The organism is Kocuria sp. cx-455 (assembly GCF_057707085.1).
This window is the reverse complement of sequence record NZ_JBYIPM010000001.1, coordinates 751,866-767,305: the sequence shown is the minus strand read 5'-3', so window position 1 is coordinate 767,305 and position 15,440 is coordinate 751,866. Positions and strand designations below refer to the sequence as shown.

Below are 15,440 nucleotides of genomic sequence, written 5' to 3'. Positions count from 1 at the left end.
ACTTCTGAATCGAATCGAGTGGAGACTCGAGGGTCGACCGTGAGCTGGGCTGCTCTCGGGCTAGGGGCCGCCGTCGGCGTCCTCGCGCTCCTGCACTCGGCCGCAGACTATGTCGCAGTCAACTCGCCGAGCTGGTTTGTCCTGGCAGGCATCGTCGTCGCTGTTCTGGCCCGTGTATTCGCACGGACGACGGGGCAGCGCTACGCCGGGCTGCTCATCGCGACGGCACTGCTGCTGCCGACCGCGTGCACGCTGTTGCTCCTGCATCTGCTGCGAGCGGTCGGGGCGATCCCGTTCCCAGTGGATCCGATCTCCGCCTGCGTTTCGCTCGGGGCCGCAATCGCGCTTTATAGCCTGTGGTTCTTACCGAACCCGCTCAGACCCGCACGCGATCTGCTCGTACCAGTGCCTGCCTGGATGCCCCTCATCGGGATCGCCGCGTCGCTCGTCTATCCAACACTCAAGACGCTCTGGGCGTTCGGGATCGACGTTGCGGCCCCGCCTGACACGGTAGGCGTCGTCGATGCGACCTTCTATATAACGGTGGCAGTATCCCTCGCCGCGGTACCGGCGCTCGTGATCGCCATGCGCTGGTGGAATCGCCCCGCGCCGAAATGGGTGCGACCTGTCGCTCTGATCGGCGGCCTCCTCCTGCTATCCCTCGGCGTCTCAGGGCTGTGGGGCGTGGCGCGGAGCCCCGCCGACGATCCCGCTACCGGCCTGCTCGTGTACGGCGGATGGTTGGTCTGGGGCATGACGACACTGGCGACCGCAGGAAGGCTCTCACCCAAGAATCACAAGACACGCTGACTACTCCAAGCACACCAACAAGAAGGAAGACATGCACATGAACGAGACCATCCAGACTTTCCGCGTCGAGATCGCGGAGGCCGCCGTCGCAGACCTCCGCTCACGCCTCGCGAACGCCCGATTCGAGCATCCGCTTCCAGTCGATGATCGCAGCACCGGCATCCCGTCGTCCGAGCTCCAGAGCCTCATCGCGCGCTGGGCCGAGCACGATTGGCGCGCCACCGAGGAACGCCTGAATGCCCTGCCGCAGATCATCACGAGCATCGACGGGCAGAACATCCACGCGGTACACGTGCGGTCGCCGCATCCGGAGGCGACACCGCTGCTGCTGATGCACGGCTGGCCGGGATCGTTCCTCGAGTTCGAGAAGTTGATCGGGCCTCTGACCAATCCGGTCGCGCACGGCGGCGATGCGGCCGACGCGTTCGATGTTGTGGTCCCGTCACATCCAGGGTTCGGCTTCTCTACGCCACTGGTCGGACACGACTGGAAACGCGGCGACATCGCCGCGGTGATGCTCGAGCTGATGACTCGACTCGGCTACGACCGGTTCGCCGTGCAAGGAGGCGATGTGGGCGCGGGCGTCGCTCCCGAGATCGGACGGCTCGCCCCTGAGCGCGTGATCGGCGTGCATGCGAACGGGTCGGTGGGCTCATTTGTCGGCGAGGTCGATGAGGAAACCGCAGCGGCGCTGACTCCGATCGAACAGGATCGGATGCGACGGGTCGGCGAATTCATGCAGAGAGAGTTCGGCTACATCGCGATCCAGTCGACACGGCCGGGACTGATCGGTGCGATGCTCACGGACAGTCCCGTCGCCCAGTTCGCGTGGATCCATGACAAGTTCCAGGAATGGACGCACCCCGCAGATGTACCGGCTGCTGAAATCGTTGGTGAGCAGTTCCTGTTCGACAACGCGTCGCTGTACTGGTTCACGGCGACGGGCGGGTCGGCGGCGTACGTAGGTTATGCGCAGGATGCAGGTTGGGGCGCAGAACCCTCAAGCTCCGGGGTGCCCACTGCGGTGATCGTGTTCGCGCACGACGTCGGACTGCGCTTCGCGGAAGAAAAGGCGAACAACATCGTCCGCTGGACGGATGTCGAAGAGCGCGGCGGACACTTCGCCGCACTCGAGGAACCCGATTTGCTGCTGGACGATGTAAGGGAGTTCTTCCGGCCGCTGCGGTGAGCACGGCACACAAGTGACATTGTGGGGCCAGGGCCGGAGCTTGACCCGGTTTCCCGGACACCTGAGTTGAGGCGATGATCGTCTCGGAAGGAGTCCGTGAGATGCCTGCTGCCCACCCGCCGGAGTTCCGGCGTCGAGCCCTGGACCTTGTCGCCCAAGGCAATCCTGTCGGTCAGACCGCGCGTGATCTCGGGATCAGCGAGTCGTGTCTTCGCAACTGGATGAATCGCGAGGAGGTCGACTCAGGCCGCAAGCCCGGTCTGACCTCGGATGAGCACAAGGAGCTCGTCGAGCTGCGGCGCCGGCTGCGGGTGCTGGAGATGGAGAACGAGATCCTCAAGCGCGCGTCGGCGTACTTCGCCAGGGAGAACGTGCTCCCAAAATAGGGTTCCGGCTGGTCCAGGAGCTCGCCGCGGACGGTGTTCCCGTCGCGGTGGCCTGCCGGTTCTTGAACGTCTCGACCTCTGGCTACTACGACTGGGTGGGTCGATCACCGTCGGCTCGGGCGGTCGCGGACGCGGAACTGATGACAACGATCAGACGCATCCACGCCGACTCACGAGAGACCTACGGAGCTCCCAGGGTGCTCGCCGAGCTACGACTCGGTCTCGGCGTCCACGTCGCCCGAAAACGTGTCGCGCGACTGATGCGGCTGGACGGGCTGGTCGGGGTCGCGCATCACCGCAAGCGGCGCGGCTGGAAGCCGGACACGGCCACGCACGAGGACCTCGTGAAGCGGCAGTTCCGCACGGACGCTCCGAACCGGCTGTGGTTCTGCGACATCACGCAGCACCGCGCGAAGGACGGCTGGGTCTACTGCGCCGCCGTCATCGACGCTTACTCGCGTCGTATCGTGGGGTGGTCGATCTCGGATCGGATCACTGCGGAGATCGTCGTCGACGCGCTCGAGATGGCACGCTGGCGGCGGCGACCCGAACCAGGCACCGTGGTTCATGCGGACAGAGGCGCGCAATACACCAGCTGGCTCTTCGGCCACCGACTCCGTCAAGCAGGGCTGCTCGGATCAATGGGCAGAGTCGCATCCAGCGTCGACAACGCGCTCATCGAGTCATTCTGGTCGATCATGCAACGCGAACTCCTGGACCGCACGACCTGGGACTCCAGGACGCAACTCGCATCGGCCATGTTCGAGTGGATCGAAGGTTTCTACAACCCCCGCCGCCGGCACTCCGCTCTCGACTACCTCAGCCCCGCCGACTACGAAGCACTTCACACCGACGCAGAAATCGCGGCATGATCAACACACAAGAACCGTCCGGGAAACCGGGTCAAGCTCCGCCTCCGTTCAGAGGGGATACGTCAGATGCACGCTTGGCTGTTCGCAACAGCGTTTGTGCTCTACACCGGCGACTATGTAATCGCGGCGTCTTGCCTGAGCTTACGAATGATCTCGGTGTTACCGAGGGGCAAACCGGGCAGCTCGTCGCGGTATCCTCATTGACGGTCGCCCTGGCCGCACCGATTGCGACAGTGGTCCTTGCCCACGCCTTACGTCGGCGCCTGTTCGGATTCGCACTGTTGGTCTTCATTTTCACCAAATCCGCAGCAGCTGTAGCTCCGTCTTTCGCCGTGCTGATGATACTGCGGGTTGTCGCGGCGATGGCTCTGTCGCCGGGCAAGCGCTGGCACTCAACACCTCCGGGACCTACCTCGGCGTCTCTATGGGAGCCGCGATCGGCGGTGTTGCCATATCCGGGCTCGGGATAGCTGCACTTCCGCTCATCGCCGCGGCGTTCGCGCTCGAAGCACTCATCCTGCTCGCTCTCGCACGCCGAGCGAACCTGGCCGGGTAGGAAGCTCGACAAGAACAAGTACGGGCTGAACTTCAAAGGACTCGTTGTGCATCCCGTGGTCGGGCTCGCAGACGAGCTTGATCCTATGCGGCGCACATTGCAAGCGTCACGTTCTGCCCGCCGAACCCGAAGGAGTTGCTGACCGCGCTTCGTACTGACTTGCGGCGAGTCTCCGAGACCACGTCCAGATGAATCTCGGGGTCGATGTTCTGCAGGTTGGCGGTTGCGGGAATGACATCCGATTCAAGGGTTCGTGCCGTGATGATTGCTTCGAGGGCTCCGGCCCCTCCGACCAGGTGGCCCAGCGCACCTTTCGGAGCCGTGACGTTCATGCTTTCGCCGAACACTGTACGGAGCGCCTGCGCTTCGGCGCGGTCGCCGATGATCGTTCCGGTCGCGTGGGCATTCACGTGGTCGACGTCGTTCGTTGTGAGGCCGCCGACTGTGAGTGCCTTGTGAATGGCGCGGATCTGGCCGGTTCCGCTCGGTTCGGTGCCGGTGATGTGATGCGCGTCCGAGGTGATGCCCCACCCGGCAAGCCACGCGTGGACGCGCCCGCCACGCGCGGCAGCATGGGTTTCGCTTTCAAGGATCACGATGCCGGCACCCTCGCCGAGTACGAAGCCTCGGCGCTCGGCGTCGAACGGCCGGGAGAGCCGCTCCGGAGGGCCGCCGTCCGGTTTGGCGAGAGCTTGCGCTTGGGCGAAACCGGCGAGGGTCAAAGGTGTGATCGCCGCTTCGACTCCGCCTGCAATCACTACGTCCGCGTCTCCGTCTCTGATGAGTCGAGCACCCAACGCGATCGCCTCCGCTCCTGACGCACAGGCTGAGGCGGGTGTGAAGACTCCGGCTTTAGCTGCGTACTCGATACTGATCTGAGCCGAAGCGCCGTTGGGCATCAGCATGGGCACGGTTCGCGGTGACACTCGCCGCGGACCGCGACTCTCAAGTACGTCGTCTTGGTCGAGGAGGGTTTGCACTCCACCCACACCGGTTCCGACGGACACCGCTAGGCGTTCGGGATCACAGTCGCGAAGGCCTGCGTCGCGCCACGCCTCGTCGGTTGCGATGAGGGCCATCTGCTGGCTTCGGTCGAGCTTCCTCGCACGGACACCGCCCAGAGTCGCCTCGAGGTCGGCCGTCACAGGAGCGGCGACACGAACCGGGAGGTCTGCCCACGCGACATCAAGTCGCTCCAGTTCGCGCACTCCCGAGCGCCCCTCGATCAACCCCGACCACAGAGCATCTACCCCGAGTCCCAGTGGGGTCACCGCACCGTATCCCGTCATCGCGATTCGCATCTGCATCCTCCTGGCTTGTATGGCATACAAGCCAGTTGTATCACATACAATTGAGTTATGGCCAGTATGGATCAGCGCAGCCAAACCATTCGCGGGGTCGACACACGCCGGAGGATTCGCGACGCTGCGATGACGCTCTTCAGGGATCGCAAGTCTGCAGATGTCACGGTGAGCGAGCTCGCGGAGGCGGCTGGGGTGTACCCCAACCAGATCACCCACCATTTCGGCTCGAAGGATGCGTTGTACATCGATGCCGCTTTCGGGCTTCTGCTACTGGATACCGAACGTCTCCAGAAGGCGGGGCGCCGGGCGCCAACGCCAGATGCTCTGCGACGAGTGCTCGCTCGAACCGCTCTCACTATGCCGTCCACGACCGTTGTCGTGAGTGCGCTCGGCCTCGCGCGCGGGAATCCCATGGTGCAGCCGGCTATCGAGGCTGGCCTTGGTCTTCTGTTCCGCCGATCCGAACGTTTTCTGGAGCGAGTGCAGAGAGAACACGGATGGACAACCGACCAGGGCATTGACCGTGCTACGAAGACATTCTGGAGCGCGGTCTTCGGAGCCGTGCTCATCTCTCAGGCAGGGTTCCCAGGAGGGCCGTCATCCGTTGACGTGGCAGCCACGCTATCCCTTCGACTGGCTGATGAGAACTAGTTGTTGCCGGCCAGGAGGTTGTTGACGCTTCTTGGGAACTGCGGCGCAGACGGGTACGATGAGCCGTATGTCGAGCCCTGAATCGGACACTCAGGGGCTTTCGGTCACGCCGTCAGCCCCTCACCTCAGCTGAGCCCCTAGCTCTGCCGCCCAGTACTGCACGCAGTACGACATTCGGGCGTTTCTTTGGGCGCTGACCGTGGTGACGAGACGTTCTCTTGTTCGTACTCTCGCTTCGGAGCTATCTCGATGCCTTTCTCTCTCTATCTTCTTGCCCTGGTGGTCTTCGCCATGGGCACTTCCGAGTTCATGCTCGCCGGCCTCGTGCCCGACATCTCCACTCACTTCGGCGTTTCCGTGGGGACTGCTGGTCTCCTGACCTCGGCATTCGCCGCAGGTATGGTGATCGGCGCACCTGCGATGGCCGCGCTCACTCGTCGCCTCCCCGTGAACGCGACACTCTTGGGTTGCGTGATCGTGTTCGCGCTGTCCCATGTCGTAGGGGCACTCACGCCGGACTTCACTGCACTGTTCATCACGCGCGTGATCGCCGCGATCGTCAATGCGGGTTTTTTGGCGGTCGCGCTGCGAGCGGCGACGCAACTCGTGGCACCTGACGCCAAAGGTCGGGCCGTGGCGGTTCTGCTGGCGGGTACCACCGTCGCAACCGTCGCCGGCGTCCCCGCGGGTGCTCTGCTTGGTACGGCACTCGGTTGGCAGTCGACGTTCTGGGCGATCGCTTTTCTCTGCGTCCCCGCTGCGATCGGCATCGCCGCGGGCTTCACCACTCAAACTGACAACTCATCAAGGGAGGATCCGTCCTCGACCTCGCTGCGGGTGGAGCTGGCTCAGCTTGCCTCCCCGCGCCTCGTCTTGACGATGCTGCTCGCTGCCCTGGTGAATGCCGGGACCTTCGCCACACTGACCTTCCTCGCGCCGATCGTTACAGAGACCGCCAGTCTGAGCCAGTGGTGGGTGTCGGTGGCGCTTGTGCTCTTCGGCGTCGGCTCCTTCACCGGTGTCACCGTTGCGGGACGGCTCTCGGACGCCCGACCCCGAATCGTCATCGTGGGCGGTGGCAGCGTTCTGGTGCTCGGGTGGCTCGCGTTGGCGATATTCGCGACGAACCCCGTTGCCCTGCTCGGACTCGTTTTCATTCAGGGTGTGTTGGGGTTCGCTGTCGGCAGCACGCTGATCACGCGAGTGCTCTATGCGGCGGCGGGTGCGCCCACCATGGCCGGGTCATATGCGACAGCGGCGCTCAACGTGGGCGCAGCCGTCGGTCCCGTACTTGCCGCTGTCGCACTCAGTGTTATGCCGGGCGCGCTCGGGCCCGTTTGGGTGGCCGCCATCGCGACCGCAACGGCATTGCTGCTCGCAGTTCTCCTTCTTCGGCTGATTGCACCCGTCGAGAGCGAAGCGGTCAAGTGACGCACGCAAACTCTCCCCTGACGGTCGAAGGCGGTCGCCGAGTCATCGCGCGTTGTCGGACTTGACCTCTCGCGCATATCGCCGCCGAGATGGGCATCTCTCGAGCCACCGCATCCAAATGGGTCGGACGCTACCGCCGATTCGGCGAACCCGGCTTGCACGGCCGTTCGTCTACTCCAATCCGCCAGCCAACGGCACCGCGGAACGAAATCGTGGTGATGATCGAAACCATGCGACGTCACCACAAGTGGTCGGCTTCACGAATCGCCTTCGAGCTGGAACAGAGCGGTAGGAATATCAGCCGCCGTATGGTCACGCGCCTGCTCGCACATCGCGGGCTGAACCGCCGAGCGACGATCGACCCGACCGGCGCAACAAACCGGGAGCCGCAGAGGATCGTGGCTGAGCGCCCCGGTCACATGGTGCACACCGACGTGAATGAAGACCGGACACATCCCGAACGGCCGAGTCGATTCCTGCTAGAATTCCTCCCATGAGTTGGCAGCAGCGATTTTCCAGCCCCCGGCCGGGTAACGGCCGCGGGGTTCTCGACGTGCGCCTATAGCTCACTGGGTCTCCGCAGGCGCGGCCGGGGGTGTTCTCCTCGTTCATCAGCCCACAATCCTGTTGGAGACTCTCATGGCTCATGCCGATTACTTGACCCCTGAACAACTCTGCCGCGCCCTCGACCTTCGGGATCTCACCGATCCCGCCCAGGGCGAACATGCCATCCAAGCTCTTCTAAGCGCCGTCGTCGCAAGTCTCGAACGCAGCTGGGGCAGCACGATCCGGTACGTGCGCAGCTCTCCCATCGTCTCGATCACCGCGAACTACGACCGCCTCGGGTATGCCCGGAGCGATGTCACCCGCGCCCGCCGCTACACCCGATACGTCAGCCCGACGGCCATGCTGCGCAGCCACATGAGCGCGGAGCTCCCCACCGCGCTGGAAGCCTACGTCGGCTGCGGAGATGTCGATGAACTGATCGTCGCGCCGGGGCTCGTGTATCGACGCGACGCCGTCGACCGCAGCCACGTCGGAGAACCTCACCAGGTCGACCTGTGGCGCATCCGCAGCACGCCAGGCACCAGAGACGAGGACATGCTCGACATGATTGGAGAACTGGTCGATGCCGTTCTCCCAGGAGCCGAGTGGAGGATCACCGAGGCCGAGCACCCCTACACTGTGGGCGGGCGTCAGATCGATGTTCGGCATGACGGTGAATGGCTCGAACTCGCCGAGTGCGGACGCATCCACCCAGCGGTGCTGCGCGACTCAGGGCTCGACCCCGAGCAGTGGTCGGGACTGGCGCTCGGGATGGGGCTCGAACGGGCGCTCATGCTGCGCAAGGCGATCCCGGACATCCGCTATCTGCGAGCCACCGACCCGAGGATCGCCGAGCAGATGCTGACCCTGGAACCGTGGCGGCATGTATCCTCGCTGCCACCGGCCCGACGCGATATCTCCGTGGTCGTCACAGACGAAGAGGACGAGGAGACCCTTGGCGATCGCATACGCACGGCGCTCGGTGACGACACTGACCTGATCGAGACCGTCGCAGTACTCAGCCGTACCGAGCATGAGAACCTGCCCGAGACCGCACGAGCGCGGTTGGGGACGCGGCCGGGACAGGTCAATGTGCTGCTGCGGATCGTGCTTCGCCCGATCGACCGGACACTCACCGCAGATCAGGCCAACTCGATCCGCAACACGATCTACCGTGCCGTCCACGAGGGGCCGGTGATGGAACTCATCTGAACCCGATATGCCTGCGTTGCGAAGCCTTCCTTCAACTCTGACCGAATGGGGCGATCACCAGCGTTATGAGTGCGGCAGTGCTCAAGACGGTTCGTGTGTGGTTCCATCTGTTCCAGGGCGCCTCGAAACCCTTGCGCGTGTCGTGGAGCCGCTGTGCCGTATCTGCGGATGCCCGGTCGAGCGCGCGGTTCAGCGGCACGTTCCCGGCGGCAGTGATGCCGAAGGAGAGCATCGAGCAGGCAGCGCCCACGACGAGCCATCCGAAAGTCGATGCGTCCTCTCGGCCGACGGCCAGGATCGCGCTTGCGACGGTAGTGAGTGGTGCGGCGAGGAAAACGTTGAGGAACCAGCCGTTGAGAATTGCCCCGTTGATGGCGCAGAACGCTCTGACGTAGCTGCGATCGTCGATGTGTCTGAATCCGGGGCTGATCGCGCAGGAGAACGCGAAGAACACTCCGGCCAGCAGCCCGTTGGTGACGACACCGGCGGCAAGCACGATCGTGGAAATACAGTCGAACACGATCGTCACCCCAAGCCGGAGGTGAGCAGACGATCGATCGTGACCTCGAGGCTCGACTCCCCACGGATAATGCGGTCGCCGCGCGGGGCAAGCAGCCCTTGCTCGTCGGCCCGGTAAAGTTCGGCGAGGCTCTCGGCGATATGCGGACGGAATCCCGCATCGACCAGTGCCCCGGTCCAGGTGTCCTCAGGCATCGTCGCAACGTGCAGCTCGCGCCCGAGCGCGGTACCGAGCACCGTGGCGACATCGCGTTCCAAGTAGGCAGGACCGACGATATCGACATTCTCGCTGCGAGCGGGCGGGGAGAGCAGCGTCTGGGCGGCGGCGACACCGATGTCGCGAGTGGCGACCATGGGAACCGGCGTCTCGGCTGACGCTGCGAACACCGGGTAGACGCCAGTGTCACGAGCGACGTCGATCACGTCGACGACCTTCTCCTGAAAATGCCCCGAACGCAGCGCAGTCACAACCGCGCCGGTCGTGAGGAGCGCTCGCTCGAGCCGATACAACCCCACGATCGGGCCGGTGCCCTCGGCCAGATCAGCCCCGCCCGAGGACAGCATGACGACCTGCGGTACCCGCCGATCCGCGACCGCGCCGCTGATCGAAGCGATCAGGGCATCGGCGTGCGCATCGAGGTCGTCGGCAGTCAGATCGAACGGCAGCAATGCGAAGAACCCGGACGCTCCCTCAAGCGCGTCGCTCAACGCCGTCTGGTCGCTCAGTTTCACGACGCGGGTCTCGGCACCCTGTGCCGCCCATGCTTCCGCATCGATCTGGCGGCGCACCAGCACGCGCACCCCAGCCCCGGCATTGAGCAGTGTCCGTGCGGTCACCGATCCGACCCTGCCTGTGGCTCCTGCGATGACGTACATGTCGGTTCCTCCTGTGAGCTTCGATTGATTGTTCTTCGACGGTATGCGGTAGTGCCCGGTAGAACCATGCCCATATAGGCAAAGTTCTTGCTTATTCGTCTGATCCAACGGACATATCCGTTCAGGGATGTGACACGATTGCAGGATGGAGGGCATCTCGCGTTTCGAATATCAGGATCGGGTGGCGCGCGTGCTCCACACGCTACGAATGCGCAGCACCTTCTACTGCCACGCCGAACTCTCGGAGCCTTGGGCCTTGGAAATGCCCGCGATCGCTGACTCGGTGAGTTTTCACGTCGTTACGGCCGGGTCCTGCTGGCTGCGCTTGCCCGAAACCGACCCGATCGAGTTGCGCGCCGGAGACCTCGCCTTGGTTCCGCACGGCCTGGGCCACGACCTGCTGGGTGACGCCGACGCGTGTCGCGGCCCGAGGGTCGACCTCCTTCCCCAGGAGTACCTGAGCACGAGCTACTCGATCCTCCAGCACGGGGGCGGCGGCCGGGCAGCACAGCTGATCTGTGGTGTCGTCTCCTTCGACGAGCCTGCCGCACGCGAACTGATGCGCACGCTTCCCCCCGTGATGTTCATCGGCGGCGATACGCTCTCGGCCGCGTCCTCGATCAAGGACACCCTGCGCCTCATGGCAGGCGAGCTCGCCTGCCCGCAGATCGGAGGCGAAGCCGTCGCGACCAGACTTGCCGACGTTCTCGTCGTACAGGCGATCCGCTCCTGGCTCATCAGCGACGCGACGGCCCCCGCAGGCTGGTTGCGCGCACTCGAAGACGACAGAATCGGTCGCGCACTCGAAGCGATCCACCACAACCCCGGCGACGAATGGAACCTCGGTCGTCTCGCCAAGGCCGCCATGATGTCCAGGTCGTCGTTCAGCAGCCGCTTCACCACACTGACCGGCGAAGCACCGATCGCCTACCTCACCCGCTGGCGCATGAGCATCGCCGCATCACGGCTGCGCGAAGAAGACATCACCGTAGCACGCCTCGCCTCCGAACTCGGCTATCAGTCAGAGGCCGCATTCAACCGCGCCTTCACCCGGGTCAACGGCCAGACCCCCGGCTCTCTGCGTGGACGCCGGAGAAGATAGCTGAACGGCCTGGGCTCACATATCGGGCGGATCTGCGCGGTTGTCACGGAGGAGAGCGCGGACGTAGCCGAATCCTGCGACAGCGTGGAGGAACGCTCCTACGACGCAAAGGACTCTGCCTGCGGCTCCGACTGGATGGAGCGCGGGGACCAAGCTGACTCCGATGAGCGCAAGGCCTGCCATAAGCACCGCGGTACGTACCTTGCCGACACGGGAGACCTTCGGCGCTCGTGCAGGACGAGTCACCAGGTAGGTGACGGCAAGTGCAGCGTCGACGGCTGCGATGGTGAGAACGACTCCGAGGGAGAGATGACCTGCTACGGCGAGGGCGAGGGCGATCGTCGCAACGCCGACGCGGTCTGCGACAGGATCGAGTACCGCTCCCGTGGCACTGACCTGGTTCAGGGCGCGAGCGAGATAGCCGTCGATCCAGTCGCTTGCGCCGAAGACCGCCAGGAGTACGACAGTGAGGACCGGCTGGGCATGGTGGAGGACGAGGATGACAATCGGAACCACGAGCCCAAGCCGCAGCAAGGTGATGAGATTGGGCAGAGTCGCCCAGTCGGGGCGCGGGTGTGCCGAGGACATGCGGTTCATGCGCGCACCCCCCGCTTGTGGCGTGCGAAGAGCCAAAGGACGAGTGCAGCGGCCACGACGATGAGTGCGGGCAGAGCGTAGCGCTCAACGACGTCGAGCAGTGCGTTTCCGATGAGCGCACCACCGACGACCCAAAGCCCCGCCCAAAGCAACGCCGCGACACCACAAGCGGTTGCGAACCGCGAGTATGGCACTGCTGAGGCGCCGGCTGCAGCAGCGACAAGGGTGCGGATACCCGGAAGCAGACGGGCGAGGATCACAATCCAGAACCGGCCGGCAACGTAATATCGTGCCTTCTCCCAGCGGTCCCGGCCCAGGCGCTTGATCAGTCTGGTGTCGCCGAGGCGGGCTCCAAGACCGCGTCCGACCGCGAACCCCACATGATCTCCGAGGAATGCGCCCAGCGCAGCAACGAACACACCGGCGGCGAGCAGCTCGGCACGGTCAGAGAGCGTGACCGCGGCCAGGACGATGCCCGTTTCCCCCGGGAGGACAGCACCGATACCGAGGGCTGCGTCAAGGGCCGCGAACAGGAGCATGCAGGCGAGCAGGAGAGTGACGTGCTCGCCTGCCTGTGCAAGGAACATGCGGAGAAGATCGACCATGCATACGACGGTAGATTCACGGGTCAACGTGCCGATATTGCCGAATGCCCATTCATGACCTAACGATCGTGAGTTCACCGGTCGGAGTCGCGCGCATAGATTGGGAGTATGAGTGGTAGCTCCAATGATCCCGCGACGCTCCGCCGTCGGCAGACCATCGTTGGATGCGTCGTCGCGATCAGCGGCGGCACGTCCACGCGTTGGTTGCCCGATGCTCCCGTGCTGGTGCTGAGCCTTATTGCGACTGCTGCGATCGTGCTGATGTTCGCAACCCCGGCTGCGCGGGTGCGCGTGATCCTTGCTGGTTCCGTGCTCGCCGCTACCGTCGTCAGGCTCCCCGAGTTGCGAGTCGAGGAGATCGTCGAGGGCCTTGTGTATGGTCTGCTGACCGCCCTGGTGCTCGCCGCACCGCTGACCACGCGGCGCGCGGTGTCGCAGAGGCGAGAGTTTCACCGCCGAGGCTGGGAGCTTGCCGCGATCGAATCCAGACGACGGGCAAGCCAGACCCGTGAGGTCCTGCAACGAGAGCGGATGAGCCTTGCCGCGGAGATGCACGACGGCCTCGGCCACTCCTTGACGCTCATCGCCGTCCGGCTCGGACAGCTCTCCCTCACACCCACGCTTCCGGATACCGACCGGGCAGAGGTCTCCGGTATCCGCACGATCGCAGCGGACGCGGCGGATCAGCTCGGCCTCGCCGTTCGCCTGCTGCGCCAGTCCGAAGACCCGGCTGCCGGATGGAGCCCCCCGAGCATCGACGAAGCAGTGACCGGTGCTCGTCAGGCCGAGATGCACGTGGAAACGCACATCGCCGCAGATCTGTCCGACCGACTCAGCGATGAAGCGCTCAACACTGTCGCGCGGGTGGTGCAGGAAGGACTCACCAACGCGTCCAAGCACGCTCCTGGGCAACCGGTCACCGTGCGCATCGAGGTCGAGGGCGATATTGTCACTGCGATCGTTTGCAATCCGCGTGACGAGGAGGCGTCCTCAGCCCATCCGCTCGATGGTGGATTCGGACTGCATGGCCTCCGGCATCGCGCCGCGATGCTGGGCGGCGCCCTCACCGTCCATCAGATGCCGACCGAGTTCGCACTGACCCTCACCCTTCCCGCGCACGCACACCCATCCGCGGACAGCGCAGCACCTGATGGCGACATCGTCGCCGCCGAGGACGATGCCGCGACCCTTCGATCCCGCGCCACCCGTGCTGCCATCGCCGTTCCCACAGCCATCCTCGGCGCACTCGTGTTCATCGCGGTCGCTTACTTCGTGCTCGCCAACACGCTATCTGTGATGACCACGGCACAGTTTGCGGACATCTCCGTCGGAGACACCCAGGAGACGGTCGAGCGATCCCTCCCCGCCCTGGAGATGCTCGATCCTCCACGCGATGAGTTCCCGCCTCGCCCCGACGAGACCTGTCACTATTACGAGGCGGAAATCAGCTTCTTCGAACGAGTCGACGTCCACGTCGTCTGCTTCGCCTCCGACCAGGTCAGTAGGATCGGAACGGTTCCCACGCCATGACCCCGGAGGATCGCACCGACACCCCGCCGATCCGTGTCCTGATCGCGGATGACGACCAGCTCGTCCGCACCGGCGTCGCCGCTATTCTCGCCTCCGCCACTGACCTTGACATCACCGCCCTCGCCAGCAACGGCCACGAGGCCGTCGACGCCGCGGCAACACACCGCGTTGACGTCGCACTGCTGGACATCCAGATGCCACGACTCGACGGCATCGGAGCTCTCCGTGAGATCCGGCACCGACTGCCCGAGCTTCCGATCGCCATGCTCACCACCTTTTCCGACGACCATCTCATCGCCGATGCGATCAACGCCGGCGCCCTCGGTTTCCTCCTCAAGTCCGACGAACCTCAGCAACTTATTGCCGGCGTCAGGGCCCTCGCGCACGGCGGAGGCGCGTTCTCCCCTCGAGTCGCCCGCTGGCTCGCCGCCGAGCAACGAGCGGGCCACCGCACCCGAACCGCGCGAGACGAACTCACTGCCCTGCTCACCGAGCGCCAGATCGAGCTCCTCACCCACATCGCTCGCGGACTCTCCAACGCCCAGATCGGCGGGGCCATGCATCTGTCCGAAGGCACCGTCAAGCAATACGTCTCCCAGCTCTTCAACACCCTCGGCATCGACAACCGTGTCCACGCCGCCATCACCGCCTACCGACACGGACTCATCACCTGAAGCCGACCCTGACCACACTAATGGTGGGTAGTGGCGCACTCGAGAGCATGGTCATCGTCGGCATCTAGATGGCGGTCGTCTACAGCGGCGCAATCTTTTAACCAAAGTGGACAGCGCGTCCGCGATCAGTCCCCACCCCCCTGATCGTCGAAGGCAGTAGCGTCGTGACGGTTTCGATGCGCGTGATGATCGCGAGGGATGGCTACAAGCACCTCTTGAGCACGGTCGCGGCCAAGGACGACGACCGCGAGCCAACCCTGTAGGGTCGGCAAAGTAGTTGGTTTCGATCGGGTAGTTTCTGCGGTTCCCAGATTACGGGCTCAAGGGTCGTTCTTGCTGTCCGCACAGGCCTCAGTCAACCTGCGTCTCGATGCAGTAGCGTCGCAGTTCTGCGATCATCGAGGTCTTGGGGGTGCTGACGAAGCGGAACGCATGGCTGAAACGGACGCGCATTCCTCCAGCCTCGAGGTAGCCGTCGCAGGAAGCGCGTCGTCCGTGGGTGACGACAGAAATGACCTCCACCCGCTCGGGAGAACGGCGGGCGCACCTCTCGGGCTGCACTGGGGCCGCTGTGTGTGGA

At 64.5% G+C, this 15,440-nt stretch carries 16 protein-coding genes and 1 pseudogene; 12 read left to right on the top strand and 5 right to left on the bottom strand.

The window, feature by feature from the left end:
* Positions 1-39 precede the first annotated feature (39 nt).
* The 5 genes from AC3ENJ_RS03530 to AC3ENJ_RS03510 all read left to right on the top strand — a co-directional run bounded on the left by AC3ENJ_RS03530 (position 40) and on the right by AC3ENJ_RS03510 (position 3,727).
* Positions 40-810, top strand: coding sequence for a hypothetical protein (locus tag AC3ENJ_RS03530; RefSeq protein WP_431813088.1), 771 nt, complete (start codon positions 40-42; stop codon positions 808-810).
* Between the two features lie 37 nt (positions 811-847).
* Positions 848-1,999, top strand: coding sequence for an epoxide hydrolase family protein (locus AC3ENJ_RS03525; protein ID WP_029608018.1), 1,152 nt, complete (start codon positions 848-850; stop codon positions 1,997-1,999).
* A gap of 101 nt (positions 2,000-2,100) precedes the next feature.
* Positions 2,101-2,385, top strand: coding sequence for a transposase (locus tag AC3ENJ_RS03520; RefSeq protein ID WP_431813087.1), 285 nt, complete (start codon positions 2,101-2,103; stop codon positions 2,383-2,385).
* The gene (locus tag AC3ENJ_RS03515; RefSeq protein WP_431813143.1) at positions 2,382-3,257 is read left to right on the top strand and encodes an IS3 family transposase; all 876 of its coding nucleotides are present in this window, start codon (positions 2,382-2,384) and stop codon (positions 3,255-3,257) included. The genes AC3ENJ_RS03520 and AC3ENJ_RS03515 overlap by 4 nt, the downstream gene beginning before the upstream one ends.
* The gene (locus AC3ENJ_RS03510) at positions 3,254-3,727 is read left to right on the top strand and encodes an MFS transporter (protein WP_431813086.1); all 474 of its coding nucleotides are present in this window, start codon (positions 3,254-3,256) and stop codon (positions 3,725-3,727) included. Before AC3ENJ_RS03515 ends, AC3ENJ_RS03510 begins: the two co-directional genes overlap by 4 nt.
* Positions 3,728-3,896: 169 nt before the next feature.
* Here AC3ENJ_RS03510 and AC3ENJ_RS03505 read toward each other — a convergent pair whose 3' ends face one another.
* Entirely contained in the window at positions 3,897-5,114 is a 1,218-nt protein-coding gene (locus AC3ENJ_RS03505) for a beta-ketoacyl-[acyl-carrier-protein] synthase family protein (RefSeq protein ID WP_431813085.1), read from the bottom strand.
* 57 nt (positions 5,115-5,171) lie between these two features.
* Here AC3ENJ_RS03505 and AC3ENJ_RS03500 point away from each other — a divergent pair, with 57 nt between their 5' ends.
* From AC3ENJ_RS03500 to srmL, 4 genes and pseudogenes are all read left to right on the top strand, one after another.
* Positions 5,172-5,768 carry a TetR/AcrR family transcriptional regulator C-terminal domain-containing protein gene (locus AC3ENJ_RS03500; protein ID WP_010154766.1) on the top strand — a complete coding sequence of 199 codons (597 nt, stop codon included), beginning with the start codon at positions 5,172-5,174 and terminating at the stop codon, positions 5,766-5,768.
* A gap of 249 nt (positions 5,769-6,017) precedes the next feature.
* Positions 6,018-7,199 carry a Cmx/CmrA family chloramphenicol efflux MFS transporter gene (locus AC3ENJ_RS03495; RefSeq protein ID WP_108871147.1) on the top strand — a complete coding sequence of 394 codons (1,182 nt, stop codon included), beginning with the start codon at positions 6,018-6,020 and terminating at the stop codon, positions 7,197-7,199.
* Positions 7,196-7,664 (top strand): annotated as a pseudogene (locus AC3ENJ_RS03490) (helix-turn-helix domain-containing protein); the annotation flags it as partial. The gene AC3ENJ_RS03495 and the pseudogene AC3ENJ_RS03490, both read left to right, overlap by 4 nt.
* Positions 7,665-7,838: 174 nt before the next feature.
* Positions 7,839-8,957: a PheS-related mystery ligase SrmL gene (gene srmL / locus AC3ENJ_RS03485; RefSeq protein ID WP_108871145.1), complete on the top strand. Its 1,119-nt coding sequence runs from the start codon at positions 7,839-7,841 to the stop codon at positions 8,955-8,957.
* Positions 8,958-8,988: 31 nt separating this feature from the next.
* Here the strand turns inward: srmL and AC3ENJ_RS03480 are convergent, their stop codons facing one another.
* Both AC3ENJ_RS03480 and AC3ENJ_RS03475 read right to left on the bottom strand, forming a co-directional pair.
* The gene (locus tag AC3ENJ_RS03480) at positions 8,989-9,486 is read right to left on the bottom strand and encodes an anthrone oxygenase family protein (RefSeq protein ID WP_108871144.1); all 498 of its coding nucleotides are present in this window, start codon (positions 9,484-9,486) and stop codon (positions 8,989-8,991) included.
* Positions 9,483-10,352: an NmrA family NAD(P)-binding protein gene (locus AC3ENJ_RS03475; protein WP_108871143.1), complete on the bottom strand. Its 870-nt coding sequence runs from the start codon at positions 10,350-10,352 to the stop codon at positions 9,483-9,485. The genes AC3ENJ_RS03480 and AC3ENJ_RS03475 overlap by 4 nt, the downstream gene beginning before the upstream one ends.
* Before the next feature lie 145 nt (positions 10,353-10,497).
* Here AC3ENJ_RS03475 and AC3ENJ_RS03470 point away from each other — a divergent pair, with 145 nt between their 5' ends.
* Complete coding sequence (locus AC3ENJ_RS03470) at positions 10,498-11,454, top strand: AraC family transcriptional regulator (protein ID WP_108871142.1); 957 nt, start codon at positions 10,498-10,500, stop codon at positions 11,452-11,454.
* Positions 11,455-11,469: 15 nt separating this feature from the next.
* Here the strand turns inward: AC3ENJ_RS03470 and AC3ENJ_RS03465 are convergent, their stop codons facing one another.
* Positions 11,470-12,051: a CDP-alcohol phosphatidyltransferase family protein gene (locus AC3ENJ_RS03465; RefSeq protein WP_174202230.1), complete on the bottom strand. Its 582-nt coding sequence runs from the start codon at positions 12,049-12,051 to the stop codon at positions 11,470-11,472.
* Positions 12,048-12,656 (bottom strand): DedA family protein, encoded by a 609-nt coding sequence (locus AC3ENJ_RS03460; RefSeq protein WP_108871141.1) that lies wholly within the window; start codon positions 12,654-12,656, stop codon positions 12,048-12,050. The genes AC3ENJ_RS03465 and AC3ENJ_RS03460 overlap by 4 nt, the downstream gene beginning before the upstream one ends.
* Before the next feature lie 108 nt (positions 12,657-12,764).
* Here AC3ENJ_RS03460 and AC3ENJ_RS03455 point away from each other — a divergent pair, with 108 nt between their 5' ends.
* Positions 12,765-14,186, top strand: a complete 1,422-nt coding sequence (locus AC3ENJ_RS03455; protein ID WP_431813084.1) for a sensor histidine kinase — start codon at positions 12,765-12,767, stop codon at positions 14,184-14,186.
* Positions 14,183-14,860: a response regulator gene (locus tag AC3ENJ_RS03450; protein WP_431813083.1), complete on the top strand. Its 678-nt coding sequence runs from the start codon at positions 14,183-14,185 to the stop codon at positions 14,858-14,860. Before AC3ENJ_RS03455 ends, AC3ENJ_RS03450 begins: the two co-directional genes overlap by 4 nt.
* The last annotated feature ends 580 nt before the right edge of the window (positions 14,861-15,440 follow it).